The organism is Vreelandella gomseomensis (assembly GCF_031451645.1).
GTDB classification, from domain to species: Bacteria; Pseudomonadota; Gammaproteobacteria; order Pseudomonadales; family Halomonadaceae; genus Vreelandella; species Vreelandella gomseomensis.
Window position 1 is genome coordinate 211,355 of sequence record NZ_JARWAI010000003.1, and the last position, 17,836, is coordinate 229,190.

The 17,836-nt window shown below is 61.8% G+C and carries 16 protein-coding genes and 1 pseudogene; 7 read left to right on the forward strand and 10 right to left on the reverse strand.

The window, feature by feature from the left end; all coding sequences use genetic code 11:
- The first annotated feature begins 102 nt into the window (after positions 1 to 102).
- Positions 103 to 984 carry an SDR family oxidoreductase gene (locus QC815_RS05100; RefSeq protein WP_230445495.1) on the forward strand — a complete coding sequence of 294 codons (882 nt, stop codon included), beginning with the start codon at positions 103 to 105 and terminating at the stop codon, positions 982 to 984.
- Positions 985 to 1,034: 50 nt separating this feature from the next.
- Here QC815_RS05100 and QC815_RS05105 read toward each other — a convergent pair whose 3' ends face one another.
- The 4 genes from QC815_RS05105 to gmk form a co-directional block, all read right to left on the reverse strand.
- The gene (locus tag QC815_RS05105) at positions 1,035 to 1,424 is read right to left on the reverse strand and encodes a RidA family protein (protein WP_230445494.1); all 390 of its coding nucleotides are present in this window, start codon (positions 1,422 to 1,424) and stop codon (positions 1,035 to 1,037) included.
- 100 nt (positions 1,425 to 1,524) lie between these two features.
- Complete coding sequence (locus QC815_RS05110) at positions 1,525 to 3,654, reverse strand: RelA/SpoT family protein (RefSeq protein ID WP_230445493.1); 2,130 nt, start codon at positions 3,652 to 3,654, stop codon at positions 1,525 to 1,527.
- Positions 3,655 to 3,682: 28 nt separating this feature from the next.
- Positions 3,683 to 3,943: a DNA-directed RNA polymerase subunit omega gene (gene rpoZ / locus QC815_RS05115; RefSeq protein ID WP_230445492.1), complete on the reverse strand. Its 261-nt coding sequence runs from the start codon at positions 3,941 to 3,943 to the stop codon at positions 3,683 to 3,685.
- 90 nt (positions 3,944 to 4,033) lie between these two features.
- The gene (gene gmk / locus QC815_RS05120; protein ID WP_230445491.1) at positions 4,034 to 4,666 is read right to left on the reverse strand and encodes a guanylate kinase; all 633 of its coding nucleotides are present in this window, start codon (positions 4,664 to 4,666) and stop codon (positions 4,034 to 4,036) included.
- Between the two features lie 190 nt (positions 4,667 to 4,856).
- Between gmk and QC815_RS05125 the strand changes: the two are divergent.
- Positions 4,857 to 4,955, forward strand: a pseudogene (locus QC815_RS05125) (extensin family protein); the annotation flags it as partial.
- Here QC815_RS05125 and QC815_RS05130 read toward each other — a convergent pair.
- Positions 4,952 to 6,154 carry an MFS transporter gene (locus QC815_RS05130; RefSeq protein WP_309767293.1) on the reverse strand — a complete coding sequence of 401 codons (1,203 nt, stop codon included), beginning with the start codon at positions 6,152 to 6,154 and terminating at the stop codon, positions 4,952 to 4,954. The pseudogene QC815_RS05125 and the gene QC815_RS05130 sit on opposite strands and share 4 nt — an antisense overlap.
- A 208-nt stretch (positions 6,155 to 6,362) precedes the next feature.
- Between QC815_RS05130 and QC815_RS05135 the strand changes: the two genes are divergently transcribed.
- A complete protein-coding gene (locus QC815_RS05135; protein WP_309767295.1) occupies positions 6,363 to 6,974 on the forward strand; it encodes a DNA-3-methyladenine glycosylase family protein in 612 nt (203 codons plus the stop codon).
- Positions 6,975 to 7,033: 59 nt separating this feature from the next.
- Positions 7,034 to 7,906, forward strand: coding sequence for an urea carboxylase-associated family protein (locus tag QC815_RS05140; RefSeq protein WP_309767297.1), 873 nt, complete (start codon positions 7,034 to 7,036; stop codon positions 7,904 to 7,906).
- Between the two features lie 8 nt (positions 7,907 to 7,914).
- Here QC815_RS05140 and QC815_RS05145 read toward each other — a convergent pair whose 3' ends face one another.
- The 5 genes from QC815_RS05145 to QC815_RS05165 all read right to left on the reverse strand — a co-directional run bounded on the left by QC815_RS05145 (position 7,915) and on the right by QC815_RS05165 (position 15,195).
- A complete protein-coding gene (locus tag QC815_RS05145; RefSeq protein WP_309767299.1) occupies positions 7,915 to 8,790 on the reverse strand; it encodes a pirin family protein in 876 nt (291 codons plus the stop codon).
- 100 nt (positions 8,791 to 8,890) lie between these two features.
- Positions 8,891 to 9,466: a histidine phosphatase family protein gene (locus QC815_RS05150; protein WP_309767301.1), complete on the reverse strand. Its 576-nt coding sequence runs from the start codon at positions 9,464 to 9,466 to the stop codon at positions 8,891 to 8,893.
- A 118-nt stretch (positions 9,467 to 9,584) separates the two neighbouring features.
- Positions 9,585 to 11,501, reverse strand: coding sequence for an alpha/beta hydrolase domain-containing protein (locus tag QC815_RS05155; RefSeq protein ID WP_309767303.1), 1,917 nt, complete (start codon positions 11,499 to 11,501; stop codon positions 9,585 to 9,587).
- 5 nt (positions 11,502 to 11,506) lie between these two features.
- Complete coding sequence (locus QC815_RS05160; protein ID WP_309767305.1) at positions 11,507 to 13,792, reverse strand: glycoside hydrolase family 3 C-terminal domain-containing protein; 2,286 nt, start codon at positions 13,790 to 13,792, stop codon at positions 11,507 to 11,509.
- An 80-nt stretch (positions 13,793 to 13,872) separates the two neighbouring features.
- Complete coding sequence (locus QC815_RS05165; RefSeq protein ID WP_230445483.1) at positions 13,873 to 15,195, reverse strand: MFS transporter; 1,323 nt, start codon at positions 15,193 to 15,195, stop codon at positions 13,873 to 13,875.
- Between the two features lie 147 nt (positions 15,196 to 15,342).
- Between QC815_RS05165 and QC815_RS05170 the strand changes: the two genes are divergently transcribed.
- The 3 genes from QC815_RS05170 (at position 15,343) to QC815_RS05180 (ending at position 17,830) form a co-directional block, all read left to right on the forward strand.
- Complete coding sequence (locus tag QC815_RS05170; RefSeq protein WP_230445482.1) at positions 15,343 to 16,356, forward strand: LacI family DNA-binding transcriptional regulator; 1,014 nt, start codon at positions 15,343 to 15,345, stop codon at positions 16,354 to 16,356.
- Entirely contained in the window at positions 16,353 to 16,502 is a 150-nt protein-coding gene (locus QC815_RS05175; RefSeq protein WP_230445481.1) for a type I restriction-modification enzyme R subunit C-terminal domain-containing protein, read from the forward strand. The genes QC815_RS05170 and QC815_RS05175 overlap by 4 nt, the downstream gene beginning before the upstream one ends.
- Before the next feature lie 143 nt (positions 16,503 to 16,645).
- Positions 16,646 to 17,830: an AAA family ATPase gene (locus QC815_RS05180; protein WP_309767309.1), complete on the forward strand. Its 1,185-nt coding sequence runs from the start codon at positions 16,646 to 16,648 to the stop codon at positions 17,828 to 17,830.
- Positions 17,831 to 17,836: the final 6 nt, after the last annotated feature.

Here is a 17,836-nt window from a genome sequence, read left to right on the forward strand (position 1 = left end):
CCCTGCTGACGGTATCGTCTCTGCGATAGCTTCTCTATAAAGGAATTGTAGATCAGGGACTTTGTATCTAATAGGGATTATTTATCAACAGGAGTAAGCAAGGTGACGCTAACCGTACTGATTATCGGCTGCGGCGATATCGGCATGACGCTAGGCCGAGAACTGCTGGGCGAGGGGCATCGCGTAATTGGCGTTCGCCGCCACGTCGACGCGCTGCAGGACACCGGCATCGAGCCCCTGGCCCTGGATCTGGACGCGCTGGAGGGGGCTTGCGCAAGCGCGCTCCCCGAAGCGGACTACGTCATCTACACGGTCAGCGCGGACCACTTTGAGGAAAGCGCCTACCAAAGCGCCTATCCGGACGGCATGAAGCGGGTACTGGGCGTTCTGGAGCAGCACGCCACCCCGCCGCGCCGGGTTTTCTTTGTATCCTCGACCAGCGTTTACGGCCAGCAGGAAGGCGAAGTGGTCAACGAGGAAAGCCCCACGGAGCCGACCAGCTTCTCCGGCACGCTGATGTGCGAAGCCGAGCAGGCGCTGATCAACCATCCGATTCCCGGCACCGTGGTGCGTTTTTCGGGCATTTACGGCCCCGGCCGCGACCGGCTGATTCATCAGGTCGCCGAAGGACGGCTAGCCACGGTGACCCCGGTAATCTACTCCAACCGCATTCACCGCGATGACTGCACCGGCATTCTGGCCCACCTGATCCACTGCCAGGAAAACGGCCAGCCCCTGGACGACCTTTACCTGGGTAGCGATTGCGAGCCGGTCACCCTGCATAACGTGATGGCCTGGATCGCCCAGCAGTTAAAGGTCGAGTCCACCGAAACCATGCAGTCGCCACTGCGCCGGCGTACCAGCAAACGCTGCGATAATCGCCGCCTCCTCGGAACCGGCTACCAGTTCCGCTATCCCACCTTTCGTGAGGGCTACGCTCAGGTGTTGAAAGAAGGCGGCTTCTGGCAGGTGCAGAAAGCATAACCTATCCCCGCCATGAGCGAGCGTCCGGCTCGCCCATGGCGGTAGTGACGTCAGTCGCCAATCACCATGACGGCTTCGGCTTCCACCTGACTGCCCTTGGGCAGCGCTTTCACGCCTACTGCCGCGCGGGCCGGAAACGGCGATGAGAAGTACTCTTCCATGACCTTGTTCACGATCGCGAAGTTATCCAGGTCGACCAGGTAGAGGTTGAGCTTGACGATATCGCCAAGGCTGCCCGCGGCTTCTTCGCACACCGCCTGCAGGTTGGTGAATACCTGCCGGGCCTGAGCCTCGAAATCATCAGAGACGATCTCCATGGTCGCCGGGTCGAGAGGGATCTGGCCCGACAGGTAGACGGTATTGCCGGCCTTGACGGCCTGCGAATAAGGCCCGATGGCGGCCGGCGCCTTGTCGGTATTGATCACAGCTTTGTTGCTCATTGGCTTTCTTGCTCCTTGATGCACTCAACGTTGATTAGCTTGGCCGCTGCCATAGCTGACGCTGGCCAGCCAATGGCTGGCGTAACGCCATGGTGGGCGCTTAATTTGCCATGCGGGTTATTTTGCCGACGTTGGGCAGGTTGCGGATGCGTTTCATGATGCGGGCGAGGTGAACGCGGCCTTTTACCGACAGGGTAAGGTTCACCGTCGCCAGGCGTGCGTCGCGCTCTTCGATACCGATTCGCTCGATGTTGGCGTCAGCGTCGGTGACCAGTCCGGCGAGCTCGGCGACCAGACCGCGGCGGCTTTCGATTTCGATACGCAGCGCCACCGGGAAATCTTCGTCGATATGCGCCGACCACTCCAGGGCAAAGACCTTGTCGGGATCGTCTCTATCCACCAGATTCTTGCATTCCGCCCGATGCACCACCAGCCCTTTACCGACCGATAAATGTCCGACGACGGCATCGCCAGGCAACGGATGGCAGCAACGGGCAAAATTCGTCACCATGCCCTCGCTGCCGCTGATCACTACCGACTTCTGGCCTGCCTCCTCGCTGGCCCGTTCGCCTGGATGCCCGTCCGCCACATCCATCAGGCGTTGCGCCACCACGTGAGCCACGCGGGTACCAAGCCCCAGCGATTCTAGCAGTTCCTCTTCCGAGGACGCGTCGAGCGGCTCGAACGCACGGTTGAGCACCGCCGGATCCAGCTCCTCGAGGCTGGTATTGAACGGCGCCAGGGCCTTGTTCAACAGCCGCCGCCCGAGTATCACCGCCTCGGTGTGCTGCTGGTGCTTGAGCGCGTGGCGGATAGCCGAGCGCGCCTTGGCCGTGGTGACAAAATTCAGCCACGCCACGTTGGGGCGCGCGCCGGGGGCGGTGATGATTTCAAGGGTCTGGCCGCTTTCCAGGCGGGAGGAAAGCGGCGCCAGATGGCGATCGATCCGGCAAGCGATGCAGTTATTGCCGATATCGGTGTGCACGCTGTAGGCGAAATCAATCACGGTGGCCCCTTGGGGAAGCTCCATGATGTCGCCCTTGGGCGTGAACACGTAGATATCGTCGGGGAACAGGTCGTTCTTGACGTGTTCGATGAACTCGAGCGAATCGCCGGCATGGCGCTGCATCTCGAGCAGCCCCTTGACCCAGGCACGCGCCCGTGCATGGCTGCCTTCGGCAATAGGGTGGGAGGTTTGCCCGGCCTTGTAGAGCCAATGGGCGGCAATACCGTTGTTGGCCATGGCCTCCATTTCCCGAGTGCGAATCTGCACCTCGATGGGCATGCCCCGCGCGCCGAATAACGTGGTGTGCAGGCTCTGGTACCCGTTGGCCTTGGGTATGGCGATGTAGTCCTTGAAGCGTCCGGGTACCGGCTTATAAAGGTTGTGCACCACACCTAAAATGCGATAACAGCTGGCCACGTCCTCGGTGATGATCCGAAACCCGAACACGTCCATGATTTCAGCGAACGGTTTGCGCTGGTCGCGCATCTTGCGATAGATCGACAGTAGATGCTTCTGGCGTCCGACCACCGTGCCGCTCAGGGCCTCGTCATCGACGCTCTTCTGCAGCGTGGCCTGGACTTCGCGCATGGCGCTACGCCGATGCCCCCGAGCGTTGGAGACGGCGCGCTTGATGCGCTCGGAGCGCATTGGATGAATCGCCTGAAAGGAAAGGTCTTCGAGCTCGACGCGGATGGTGTTGATCCCCAGCCGTCCGGCAATGCGGGCATAGATTTCCAGGGTTTCGCGGGCGATGCGGCGCTTTTTGTCGGGGCGCAATGCGCCCAGGGTACGCATGTTGTGCAGCCGGTCGGCAAGCTTGACGATAATCACGCGGATATCCCGGGACATCGCCAGCACCATCTTCTGGAAATTTTCCGCCTGGGCGACGGCTTTATCCTCGAAGGTGATCTGGGTCAGCTTGGAAACCCCGTCGACCAGCTCGGCCACCGGCTCGCCGAACTGCGCGCCCAGGGCTTTTTTCGACACCCCCGTATCTTCGATCACGTCGTGCAGCATGGCGGCCATCAGGCTCTGATGATCCATGTGCATGTTGGCGAGGATGTTGGCCACCGCCAGCGGGTGGGTGACGTAAGGCTCGCCGGAGCGCCGCCGCTGACCATCATGGGCCTGTTCGGCGTAGTAAAAGGCGCGTTTGACCTGTTGAATCTCGTCGGGGGGTAAATAGCCGCCGAGTCGGTCGGCCAGGTCATCAATGGTAAACATTCACCGCGCCTCTAATCGGTCATGAATCCTAGTCGTCGATTTGTGCGCTGGGAGCCATCGCCGGACGCGTGCGAACGGGCGCTTCGACCGGTTCGTCCAGTATCGTGTGATCGACCAGACCCGCTGCAATTTCACGCAGCGCCAAGACCGTGGGCTTGTCATTTTCCCAGGCCAGCTGGGAATCACGGGTGCCCCGCGCCAGCTGACGGGCACGCTGGGTGGAGATCATCACGAGCTTGAAACGGTTTTCCACATTTTCAAGACAGTCTTCAACGGTGACGCGAGCCATGGGTGCCTTCCTGTAATAACGACGCTGGATCGCGTCCGTAAGGGGTCAAACGGGTCGATCCAGCTAAAGAGGGTAGTAGAACCGTGTAGATTACTCGACGCCGGGCGCCTGTGACAAGAGCGTTGCCAGCAAGGGCGCGTGGCGTTCGCTCATCAGCGGGCGCGTTAGGCGACGGCTGATGACCAGCGACTGAAGTTCGCGCAGCGCAGTGGTGAAGTCATCGTTGACCACCAGGTAGTCGTATTCGTCATAGTGCGACATTTCGCTGATCGCGTCGCGCATGCGCCGGGCAATGATGGCGTGCTCGTCGGTGCCGCGGCTGGCCAGGCGCCGCTCAAGCTCGCTGCGCGACGGCGGCAGGATGAAGATCGATACCGCCTCGGGCATCTGTTTGCGCACCTGGCGCGCGCCCTGCCAGTCAATCTCGAGGATCACGTCCTGGCCCGCATCCAGCACCGTTTGAGCCGCCTGCCGGGAGGTGCCATAGTAGTTGTCGAACACCTTGGCGTACTCAAAGAACTCGCCGCGTTCGATCATCGCCTCGAAGGTCGCCGTATCGGTGAAGTGGTAGTTCACGCCATCGACTTCACCATCGCGCCGGGCGCGGGTGGTGTGCGATACCGATACCTGAATACCGTCGAGGCTTTCGATCAGCTCGCGTACCAGGCTGGTTTTACCCGCCCCCGAGGGGGCAGAAACGATAAACAGTGTACCTTGGGACATACGCGCTTCCCTTGTTGGCGAAGTAGGCTCAAGCGTTGGCGACGACAACGCGTTCAATCAGAGCCGTGTAGAAAAGGCACGCAGTATCGCATACCCGCTGCTGTGACTGTAGCGTTTCGCAGAACAGGGCGTCACCATGCGCAGCACGCTATGGATAGTGGCGTTGATCGCGCTGGACACTGACCGCGACGCCTGTGATTTCGTCGGCAACACCCTGGGCCCCGACTACAACGCCGCGCACGCCGACCATTTTCACTTCGGCATGCGCGGTTTCAGCCTCTGCCGTTAATGCACAACCGCCACCCGGGTCGGCGGATAGCGTTTTTCCAGCCAGCGGCCAACGGCAAACAGCACCAGCCCGCACAGTGCCAGCCCGGTCCCCACCAGACCGGTGCTCGACCAGCTGAAACCCGCGCTGATCACAAGCCCGGCAAGCCATGCGCCCAATGCGTTGGCGCCGTTGAACGCCGCATGGTTAAGCGATGCCGCCATGGTCTGGGCGTCTTCGGCGACGTCCATCAGGCGGGTCTGCAGCGCGGGGGCAAGCGCCATGCTGGAGCCCACCAGCCCCACGAACAGCAGCCCGGTCCACACATTGTTGGCCGCAAAGTAGAAAAGCCCCTGAATCACCGCGCACCACACCAGGGTGGCAGGAATCGCCCGCATCAGGTTTTTATCCGCCGCGCGGCCGCCAACCAGGTTGCCGGCAATCGAGCCCAGCCCGAAAATCACCAGCACCAGCGGACCCAGCGCCTCGCTCATGCCCGCCTGATTCGTCAGGGTCGGCATCACGTAGCTGAAAATCGCGAACATGCCGCCGCAGCCGATGCACGCAATGGCCACCGTGACCAATACGCGCTGCTTGACCAGCGCGGAGAGTTCGCGAAGCGGGCTCGCATGGGCATCGAACGGCTGCACCGGCACCCACAGGCGAATCAACAACGCGGTGAACAGCGCAATACCCCCCACTGCCCCGAAAGCTACCTGCCAGCCGAACAGATTGCCCGCCCAGGTGCCCAGCGGCGCACCGATCAGGATCGCCACCGTCAGGCCCATCATTACGCGGGCAATGGCCCGCGCGCGCTGGTCGACCGGCACCGCCCCGGCGGCGACCAGCGCCGCCACGCCAAAGTAGGCACCGTGGGGCAGCCCGGCGATAAACCGCAGTCCCACAAACGACCAGAACCCGGGGGCCATGGCGCTGGCAATGTTGCCCAGCGCAAAGACCAGCATCAGTGCGATCAGCAGCGCGCGCTTGGGGACGCGGGCCGCCAGCGCTGAGATCAGCGGCGCACCGACCACCACGCCCAGCGCGTAGCTGCTGATGGCGTAGCCCACCTGGGGCACGCTGACCGCCAGGTCTCCCGCCACGCGGTTCATCAGCCCCATGATCACGAACTCGCTGGTGCCGATACCAAAGCCACCCAGCGCCAATAAAAATTCGGCCAGCCGCGGATTTCGCGCCAGCCCCGATGACGATGCCTGCATAACACTCCCCCGGGTACCTCGGCACCCGCTGACAAAACGGCCTTTAGAGTGGAATGATCGCAGGACTAGACGAAAGTATAAATATAACGCGGCAAAAAAATTAGCGCGCGAAGAAATGGCCTATGGTTAGTCAACCACCCGACCATGATTTGAGCTTTGACGACGAGTCTGTCCACAATACGGCACAATCAAGCCGCGCGAGGTTGCCATGACGCCCGACACCATCAAAGAGGCCATGCAGGTACTGGCCAGCGCCGACCCGGACATCGGCCGCGCTTACCCGCTGGTGGGCGCCCCGGCCCCACGCCAGCGCGACCAGGGCTTTGCAACCTTCTTCGCTACCATCGTCAGCCAGCAGATTTCCACCGAGGCCGCCCGCGCCATCATGGGCCGCGTCAACACGCTGCTGCCCGAACTGCACGCCCAGGCCGTGATGGACGTGGAGGGGCAGGCGCTGCGCGATGCCGGGCTCTCCTGGCGCAAGATCGAATACGCCAAGGGGCTGGCCGAGGCGGAACTGGCCGGGACGTTCAGCGCCGATGGTCTCGCCGCGCTCAGCGACGACGAGGCGATTGCCGCCATCACCCAGCTGCGCGGCTTCGGCCGCTGGAGCGCCGAGATCTACCTGATGTTTTCGCTTCAGCGCCCGGACATCTTCCCCGCCGACGACCTCGCCCTGCGCGTGGCGCTGGGTCGCTTGAAAGGCATGGACGACAAACCCACGCCCAAGCAGGCGCGCCAACTGGTCGAACACTGGTCGCCCTGGCGCAGCGTGGGCTCGCTGTTCCTGTGGCACTACTATCGTGGCGAACCGCTGTAGGGACGCCGCCGTTGAGCACCCGGTGCTCGCTTTATCGCCATTTCAAGGAGTCACTCACCATGGCCAACCCAGCCCCCGCCTACCGCGCCAAACCTGGCTCTCCCCTGAGCGTTGACCCGGCGTTCTACAACCGTATTGCCAACGCCACGGATCAGCGAAGGCTGGTAGAGACGCTGGAGGTGCCGATTCGCGACGCGCGCGCCTGGAAAGTGCCCGCCGGTCACGTGATGCGCATCTGTACCCGCCAGGGCCCTCAGGTGGGCGATTTCAACCTCTGGTCGCTGCACAACCCTCGCGAGCGCTTCTGGGCCTCGCGCACTCGCCAACTGCAGCGCGCCCACGTCAGCGTCCACGACCGCCTATGGTCGACCCTCCCCTATCTGCGCCCCATGGCCACCATCACCGCCGACACGCTCGAACACTACGGTATCGACGAGGACGGCGGGCGCGTTCACGATCTACTAGGGACGCGCTGCGACCCCTACGTGAACCATTTGCTGACCGGTGAGGATTTCGACTTCCACTGCCACTCCAACCTGACCCGGGCCGTGGCGCCGTTCGGTCTCACCGAATTCGATATCCACGACGTGCTCAACGTCTTCCAGTGCACCGGCCTGAACGAACAGGACCAGTACTTCATGAAAGCCTGCCCCGCACAAGCAGGCGACTATCTGGAGCTGTTTGCCGAAATCGACCTGCTCTGTGCGCTTTCCTGCTGCCCGGGCGGCGATCTTTCGGTGGATCTATGGGGCAGCGACGCCACCGACGACGACCTACTGGCCACCTGCCACCCTATCGGCATCGAGATTTACGCGCTCGATGACAAGCTTCTGGAGGGCTGGTCGCCGTCGACGCCGCCCGACTATCGCGGCCACCACGGCGTGCGTCCGCCCGAAGCGGATTGGAGCGCCAAACGTCGTTCAGGCTGCTGACGCGCCCGTCAGGCATCGAGGCCGCCAAATTTGCCGTTCTGGTAGTCCTCCACCGCCTGAACGATCTCTTCACGGCTCGACATCACAAAAGGCCCGTGGGACACCACCGGCTCATCGATCACCTCGCCGTGGCCAAACAGCAGGCGCGCGTCGCTGTCGGCGTCGATATCGAGGCTGTCACCATCGCGATCCACTTCGATCAGGTGGTGCGGCTTGATGGCGGAGCCGCCCACCGTGACCTCGCCGCTTACCACGTAGAGAAATACCTGCCGCCCCGGCGCCACGGGTAACTGTTCGTGGCCACCGGCCGGCAGCAGCAGCGTGGACATGAAAACGCCGGTCAGCGTGTCGATAGGGCCGGTGCTCTCCTGCCACTGCCCGGCAATCAGGTTCAGCTCGCCGCCGCCCGGCAACGCGATGGCCGGTATGTCCGGCTGCTGCAGGCCGACGTAGCGCGGCTCGCTCATCTTCAGGCGCGACGGCAGGTTGACCCACAGCTGGAGGATCTCCAACGGGCCGCCGTCGCGCAGAAACTCCTCCGGCGAAATTTCCGCATGCACGATGCCGCTGCCCGCCGTCATCCACTGCACGCCGCCCGCGTGGATCACGCTCTGATGCTTAGTGCTATCCGCGTGGGCCAATGAGCCTTCCAGAATAAAGGTAACCGTCTCGAAGCCCCGGTGCGGGTGTGGGCCGAACGGCAGGCCCTGGTTATGGGCCGGATACGTCTGGGGGCCGTGGTGGTTAAGAAACAGAAACGGATCGAGCTGCTCGAGCTGCGGCCCCGGCAAGGGCCGCCGGGTGACCAGATCGCCGATATCGTCGCGCCTGGCCGGGTGCTGGGCGATGACATGACGCGCTTGCTGGGTGCTATTCGAGGACATAACCATCTCCTTATTAATATCCCCCAGCGTAAAACCTCAACGCCCCCATGAGGAGCGAATAATTTGCCTCGTTTCATTGAAGGAAATTGCTAGGAACCGGCTACGGCGCGCGAACGTCCAGTCGTCCCACCACCTCCAGCCCATCCGCAGCCGGGCGCACCACCACCATCTCGCCCGAGCCCACGCCGCGCCCGGCCAGCGCCGAGATATTCACCTGATGGGTTACCAGCAGCATATTGCCTGACTTTTCCCAGGCGACTATCTGCTCGCGGGCGGCTTGGGTGATGACGTCCCGATCACCGCGTCCGCGAAAGAACGAGTCCAGCCACGGCGCAGGCTCGACGTCGCCCAGTTCCATGAGCTCGGCGGTATCCAGCGCCCGACACCAGCGCGACGCGTACACCGCCCCGATGGGGATATCCCGCTCGCGAAACGCCTCACCAATCGCCCGCGCCTGGGCACGCCCCTCCTCAGATAGGTTGCGCTGGGTTTCGCAGCGGCCACGTTCGAACCCGGGCGGGTCGCCGATGCCCGGCGCCAGCGCATGGCGCATCAGCATCACCAGGCCACCCTCCTCGAGCGCCTGCCAGATGGCCTCGTTGGCCTGAACACCGAGCGGCAGCGCGCCCAGTAGCACGAGGAGCAGGTTCACTATCATGTGACGAAGGGTGGGCATGGGGTGGCCTCTGTGACGGTACTCTGCAAAAGATAGACACCGACGAGCACCGTCGACACCGAAGTGGTCAACTCGCCCTAAACGCTATGGGCAGATCCCACGCCACCGAGCGACCCAGTCACCACCGGGGCGCTTGTTCCAGCACCCAGGAACGATCCGCGTCAAGCATCAGCCCCTCTTCGACGAGTCCCTCAATTGACGTGTTCAACGCCTCTCGATACGCCTGCGCCGTGGGATAGCGCTCGCGTACCGGTGTTCTGGGATCGCGGGGGGTGTCGTTGCCAAAGGCAATGAAGCTGCCCGCCAAGTTACATAGCTGGCCTTTGGCATATCCCTCATCACGCAGGTTCCACCCCAGATAGCTACCCAGCGGCGCCGCCACATAAGGCTGACGGATCCCCCCAAGGTCGATGCCATCTTCGTCGACGCGGGGAACGCTGAGGCTATATGCAGAACCACCCGACGACGGCGGCAGCACGTCATGGCGGCGGGCCAGCAGTGTATTGATCGGCGGTTCAGGCACCTCTTCGTAAAAGGCAGGCAGGTCTAGAGCGCCCGGGGCAACCAGGGTGTCGTCACCCGCCAACCCTGGATAGTGGCTTGCGGGAGGTGGCTGGTCATTCATCACCCATGCCTGCATCGCGCGGATCAGTGCCCGCATGCTGGGCGCGACGCTGAGAGGGTTAGTCGGGTACTGACATATGTCGTTGGTCGTTGACTGGGCGCCCCAGGCATTGAAATGAGGCGCGCCAGAGAAGAAGTAAAGCCTGACGTCATCCGGCATGCGTAACGGCTGCCCTTGCGGCGAGGTTGATACCAGGGAAGCCCGTGCCTGCCAGAATTCGGCGGAGGTGTCGGTATGCATCAGCCTGGGGCATGTCTCGGTTTGTCGACAGGCTGCCAGGATACTATCGCGGCGACCGCTGTAGGGATCCTCTGTCTCGACATAGCTGAAGGGGAATTGATCGCCAGGCGCATCGTGATCTTCGTGCTGCCGTGAGAACCTTCCGGGCTGGGCGAAACGATAGTTGGTGAAGGTCTTTCTTGACCCCGCGATGTGCACCATGGCGCCGTCAAAAACACGGTTGCCCGATGCATCCGCATTATAGCCCTGGTAAATCAAGTCGCGCAGAAAACGCCCCGACTGAGAAATCCCCAGCGCCATCGTGTGCGCGATATCGTCCAGCGGCGATGGCACATCATGCCCGGGCGACCCGCGCAGAAAAGAAACGAGGTCACTGGTCGCCAGCATGCCTAACCCGCTCGGCTCAGCGTCTCGAGCAGGGTAGATAAATTCATATATCGCGCCGCCATCCATGCTCTCAGGCCGCACAATCTCGATGTGCGTATCATCCAGGTATCGAAACGACAGACCTTCCAGCACCTGCCTTGGCGCATCGGGCGTGGGTCGCACCGTCAGGCTCGCCGCTTCCCTCTGCTGGTTGGCGGCCGGGTACGAGAGCGTCGCCACGCTGACCGGTTCATGGTTATCAAAGATAAATTCTTCCCGGGACATGCCCGCCACCCCGTCGGCCACTGGGAGCTTCAACGCTATTCGTTTATCGCCCAAATGCGTTTGCCATCCGCTCCACACCATGGTGTCGCCCTGGCGCATCAAGAAACCGTCACCCGGATCCTGAACGCTAAACGCCTCATCGGGCGCGGACAGGTTCATGAGCGGGAACATCAAGTTGCGGCCTCGATTGGGTATGTCATACATCAGCATTCCTGTGCCCTGAGCCTTCGGGCGGAGTATGACGACGTCGGTGCTGAAGACGACCTCACCTTGCTCATTGACCGGTACCCGATCGATATCCACTACCTTGCTGGCCCTTGGCGAATCCGGATTCACGGCAAAGTACGCCACCGCTTCAATCTTTTCGTAGCCGGCAACCCGGCTATCGCCGTGCTCTGGATAGGCCTCCGTGACTGCCTGCACGTCAAAGGCGGTAACGCTTGCCTGGGCGCTCACCGACCAGCCCAACACACCCGCCATCGCTGCGGATGCAAGACAACGCCTTGTGATAATGTTCATTGGCCTCAAGCCCTCTGACGAAGACGCGCCACGAGCCGGTCGAGCCGGGTCTCGTCTAAGGCCCCTGCGGTGAACGCCACCAGCGAGCGCAGCGGCATATAGCGCAGCATGGCAGCGATCATCTCATCGCCTTGTGCTTCATCCGCTGGCTCCTCGGCCAATGCCGTGAGTAGCGGGCTCTGGCTGGCAAGTGACGCCAGCTCATCGCGCAGGGTTTGCTTGAGGGCCGGAAAGCCCTCGAGGTCGCCTACCAGGGTATTGCGGTCCAGATGCGGCACGGTGGGGGCATCACCGCGCACCTGCAGCGACTGGCTAAGCCGGATATCCGCGGACGAGGCACCTATTCGCACCACGAACTGGCCGCTCGGCACCCGCCAAGCATTGCGTTCGACATCAAAATAGGCGAAGTCACGCCGGGAGAGTGTGAAACGCAGCGTGGTCGACGCGCCCGGCACGAGATACACCTTGGCGAAGTGGCGCAGCGCCTTGGGCGCGACCGGCAAGGTCCGGGAATGGTCGCTGATATAAAGCTGAACGATCTCTTTCCCTGCCCGCCGGCCCGTATTGGTTACCGCTACCTGCACCTCTAGCGTTTCATCGGCGCTCATGGCCCGGCTCGACAGCGTCAGGTCCTGGTACTCGAAGGTGGTATAACTCAGCCCGTGACCGAAGGGAAACAGCGGCGCCATCCGTTTCGCCTCAACATAACGGTAGCCGACAAAGATGCCCTCGCTGTAATTGACCACGTCCCCGGTGCCGGGAAAGTCCAGATGGCAAGGCGTGTCTTCCAGGCGCTGAGGGAAGGTCTCGGCGAGCTTGCCGCAGGGCGAAGAATCGCCAAACAACAGGTCGGTGACGGCCACCCCCATCGCCTGGCCACCCAGGTAGGCTTCCAGCACGGCGGACGCCTTGGCAAGCCAGGGCATCGTCACCGGCGAGCCGTTGGCCAGCACCACCACGATATTGGGCTGAACCGCGTGCACCGCCTCGATCAGCGCATGCTGGTTGGCGGGCATATCGAGGTGCTGACGGTCATAACCCTCTGACTCATAACGCTCAGGCAGGCCAAGAAACAGCACCGCGACCTCGGCGTTTTGCGCACATTTAACCGCCTCATCGAGCAGCGCCTGATCGATATCGTCCCGGTCGATGGCAACGCCCTGGGCATAATCCACCTGCTCGCCGCGGGCCTGCATGGCATCCAACGGCGTGTCGACCCGGTACGGGTTGACGTGGGAGCTGCCGCCGCCCTGAAAACGGGGCCGGGCGGCAAACTCGCCGATTACCGCCACGCGCTGACCGGCAGCCAACGGCAGCGCACCCTCATTCTTGAGCAGCACCATGGACTCACGGGCAATGCGCCGGGCAAGCTGGTGGTGGTCGTCGAGATCGACGCGGGACTCGGGACGGCGCCGTGTCGACGTTCGTTGAATCAGCCTCAGCAAACGCTCCACAGCTCGATCCAGCACCGCCTCGTCGAGACGCCCCTGTTCCACCGCCGCGACAATCTCCCGGGTGCGGGTGTCGCCGCTGCCCGGCATTTCCAGCTCCAAACCCGCCTCAAGTCCGGCCACGCGCTCGTTGACCGCGCCCCAGTCCGACACCACGACGCCGTCAAACCCCCACTCCTCGCGCAGTATCTCGCTCAATAGCCGCGCATGTTCACTGCAGTAGGGGCCGTTGACACGGTTATAGGCGCACATCACCGTCCAGGGTTCGGCCTGCTTGACGGCCTCTTCGAAGCTCGCCAGGTAAATTTCGCGCAGGGCGCGCTCATCGATACGCGCATCCACCGACATACGCCGGTGTTCCTGGTTGTTGGCCGCAAAGTGCTTGAGCGATGCGCCCACGCCCTTCGCCTGCACGCCCTGAATATGCGCGCTGGCAAGCCGGGAGGAAAGCAGCGGATCTTCCGAGAAGTACTCGAAGTTACGCCCGCACAGCGGTGAGCGCTTGATATTGGTGCCCGGCCCCAGCACCACATCCACGCCCTCGCTCTGTGCCTCGTCGCCCAGCGCTTCGCCCAGGGTGGTCAGTAGCGCCGTATCCCAGGAGCTTGCCAGACCCGCTGCGGTGGGAAAGCACGTCGCCGGTACACTATCCAGCAGCCCGGCATGGTCGGCGCCGGGGCCATCGGGCTGCTTGCGCAGGCCATGGGGGCCATCGGAGAGCATAAGGGCAGGAACATCGAGATGCTCGATGGCACGGGTTGTCCAGAAATCTTGACCCGAACAGAGGGCGGCTTTCTCTTCGAGGGTCATCGCGGCAAGCGTTTCATTGATCGGACGCATGGACGGCTCCTTTTCCTTGCAGTGGTGGGTCGCGCTGTTGCTCATTCAGGGTTGGCCGACGACGGCTCGGCCAAACGCGCTCAGTTGGTGGTCGGCTTTTGCCGCCTTACCTTGGCCATGACGGCGTCGCTCAGCGGATAGCGCAGCATCAGGCCAAACACGCCCAGCGCACCGACCGCCGGCAGCACGCTCATCATGGACTTCAGCAGCAGCAACACGGCGTCGCTCTGTTCAGCGTTGGCCACATAGCCAAAAACGCTGAACAGGGTGCCGGTCAACAGCCCGCCGACGCTCATGCCAAATTTATGGCTGAAGGTCACGGCGCTGGTCGAGGCGCCGGTTGCCCGACGCCCCGAGCGATACTCCACGTAGTCGGCAATATCGGCCACCATCGCCCACATGGTGGCGGCCACGATGCCGGAAAGCAGCTTGATCAGCATGAAAGCCCCAAAGTAGATCGGCGCCGCCATGTCGGCTGCAAAGAAAAAGCCCACCAGCGCCACCGCGTATCCCAAATTGGTCCAGAGCATGACGCTGCGCTTGCAGAAGCGATTCAAGACGAACTGGTTGATCAGTACACCGGCGATCAATGCCAGATAGCCACAGGCCAGAAAGAGCGAGACGCCCTCTTCATCACCCAGGTAATACTTGAAGAAGTAGACCGCCACCGAGTCGGGCATCAGCATCAGGGTAAAAATCAACGTGCAGGTCGCGAACATCAGCCAGAAGGGTTTGGTCTTTGCGACGTCTTTAAAGCTGGTCAGCGGGTTACCCGCGCTTTCACCCTCGGTGTGGTGCTCCTTGACACCCTTGAAGGTAAGCATCAACACCCCGAACGTGATCGTGCCGTACAGCGCGAACACCCGCGAAAACCCCAGGGCGTCGTCGCCGCCTCCCAACCAGTGGACCAGCGGCAGGGTGGCGTAGCTCAACCCGACGAAAGCGGCATACGAACAGATCATGCGCAGATTGCTGAGATCCCGTCGCTCCTGATTATCGGTCGTCATCGATACCGGCAGTGCCGAATAGGGAATATTGACCAGCGTGTAAAACCCCATCAGCAGCATGTAGGTCGCAAAGGCATACGCCACCTTGGCCGCTGGACTGAGCTCAGGCGTGGTAAAGGTCAGCCACAGTAACACCCCCAGCGGCAGCGAAAACCACAACAGATAGGGCCTCAGGCGGCCAAACCGGGTGCGCGTCCGGTCGCTAAGCACGCCCACTAGCGGATCGGTAATCGCATCCCAGAGCCGTGCGGCAAGAAATAGCGTCCCCACCAGCGCGGGGTTGATGCCGAACACATCGGTATAGAAATACATCAGATAAAGCGATATGGAGGCCCAGGTGAACGCGAAGGCAAAATCCCCGATGCCAAAGCTTAGTTTTTCTTGTCGTGTCAGCATAAATCACTCCCCACCATGTAACGCGTTACATAAGTAACTGGTTACATGCTAGTAGCAGCCCCCGTCGACAGGTATACACCTTTTGTCGATAGCGACTCATCTCGATGAGCGGCATACTTCGGCCTGGTGACAACAACAGGGAGCCTCATGGCAAACATTCGTGATGTGGCGAAAAAGGCAGGCGTATCGGTCGCCACCGTATCGCGGGTTATGACGGGCGATGCGCCGGTCAACGAACAGACCCGTCGGCGCGTCGAACGCGCCATGGCAACGCTCGACTACGCCCCCAACGCCTTCGCGCGCTCATTGGCCTTCAATCGATCTTTCAGCGTAGGGCTATTGATCTCCCACCTGGCAGGCCCCTTCATCGGGCGGCTACTCACCACGGTGGAAACGACGCTACGTGACAGGCAGATGTCGCTCATCGTCGCTTCCGGCCAGAGCGATGCGGAACAGGAGCAGGCCGCCATTCACTTCCTGCTCAGCAAGCGCTGCGACGGCCTGCTCGTCCACGCCGACGGCATGAGCGACGCCGCGCTGGGCAAGCTGGCCGACCGGGTACCGCTGGTGGTGCTCAACCGCCACGTCGACGCGCTGGCCGACCAGTGTGTCGTGGCGGACAACGTCCTTGGCGGCTATCTCGCCACACGGCATCTGATCGACCTGGGCCATCAGCGGATTGCGTGCTTGACCGGCTCGCTGTTCAAGCAGGACGCTCACCACCGCCTGGCCGGGTTTCAACGCGCCATGGACGAAGCCGGTCTGGACGTGCCGGAGGGGGCCGTTGTGGAAGGCAACTTCACCGAAGCCAGCGGTGCCGCTGGCGTCAGGACGCTCCATGAACGCGGCGTGGCCTTTACCGGCCTCGTTACCGGCAACGACGAGATGGCCATCAGCGCCATGGGCGCCCTGCGCGCGCAGGGCTATGCGCTACCCCACGATATATCGGTGGTGGGTTACGACGATGAGATGTACGCACGCCACATGGTGCCTAGCCTGACCACGATCCACGCCCCGGTGGAAGAGATGGCCAATTATGGGGTTCAACTGATCACCGCGCTTATCGACCAGCCCGAGCAGGCCATTGCCCACCAGAACTTCCCTCCCCGGCTGGTAGTACGCGGTTCCACCGCGCCGCCCGCTAAGGTAGGTTTGACTTGAATGACCGCTCGCCCCCGCCTCGTCGGCCAAGCGGTTCGAGTGCCAAACAAAGAGAGCCTCGCGTGGCCGAGGCCATGGATACTATCCTCACCCAGCACGCCTGGAACGCCAACCAGCGCAAGTGGCTGCAGCGTCTGGCCAAGTAGCTGGTCAAGGTGCTCAGCGAACAGCTGGATAACGTGCTGGAAGAACTCAACGAGGCGATGTGGCCGTCAGCAGGCTAATAGACGCTTGAACAAGACAAAATGAAAGCGCAGAATCAACGAAATTTCGTTGGTTATCGCTGAATATGATTAAAAATCTGATCTTCAAAAATTTCTATAGCTTTGCCGACGACACCGTCATCGACTTTGCCCTGGGCAAGAAGCCAACGCCTTCGGGGTACGATATCGACGTCGGCGGTGAACGCTACAACAAGGCCATCGCAGTGGTGGGCGCCAACGGCTCGGGTAAGACCCATTTTCTCAAGCCGCTGGCGTTCTTGCGCTGGTTTATCGCCAACTCCTTTTTGGGCAGCGACCCCGAGCGAGATATCCCTATCAGTGGGCATGCGCTCAATGGCAACGAGCCCAGCCGCTTTGAACTTGAATTCATGGTGGGGGGCACTGATTACCGCTACCAGCTCGAGCTCACCCCCAAGGAAGTGCTCTTCGAAGCGCTCTATGAGAAGACCAGCACCCAGTTCAGCTACCTTTTCAAGCGCGAGAGAAGCGAGCAGGGCTACCGCTTCAAGCACAAGGGTTTCCCCTTTCCCAAAGCGCAGGCGGAAAAGCTGCGGGGAAACACCTCGCTGATCAGCGCGGCGCATAGCTATGATGTCGAAGCGGCCAAGCCGTTTATCGACTTCTTTTCACGTATCGAAACCAACGTTGTCAGCGATGGGCGGCGTCACTTTCATCATGGTGCGCTGGTGGGTGCAGCGACGTCCTTTCAAAAAGCGCCGGAACTGCAAAAGCGCATGTCCAAGGCACTGAGCACCTTTGATCTGGGCTTGGACAGTGTCGAGATACGCAAGCTTCCCGTCCTCGACGAAACAGGCCAGGAGGAAGAGATCTACCTCCCCTTTGGCACTCACACCACCGAGGATGGCCGCTCCTTCGAGCTCTCGTTCTTTGAAGAGTCAAGCGGCACCCAGTCCGCCTTTGTGCTGCTCGAACCGATCCTGAACACGCTGCATAACGGCGGCGTCGCGGTGATCGACGAGATCGACAACGATCTGCACCCGCACCTGGTGCCGCATCTATTGGAATGGTTCGAGTTTGAACACACCAACCCTCATCAGGCGCAGCTTATCTTTACCTGCCACACGCCGGAAGTGCTGAACCTGCTGCAAAAGCATCAAATCTATCTGATCGAGAAGCGTAATCAGCAGAGTGACGCCTGGCGGTTGGACGATATGACGGGGCTGCGCGCCGACGATAATCTGTATGCCAAATACATGGCCGGAGGCCTTGGCGCCACCCCGGAGCTGTAACGCACC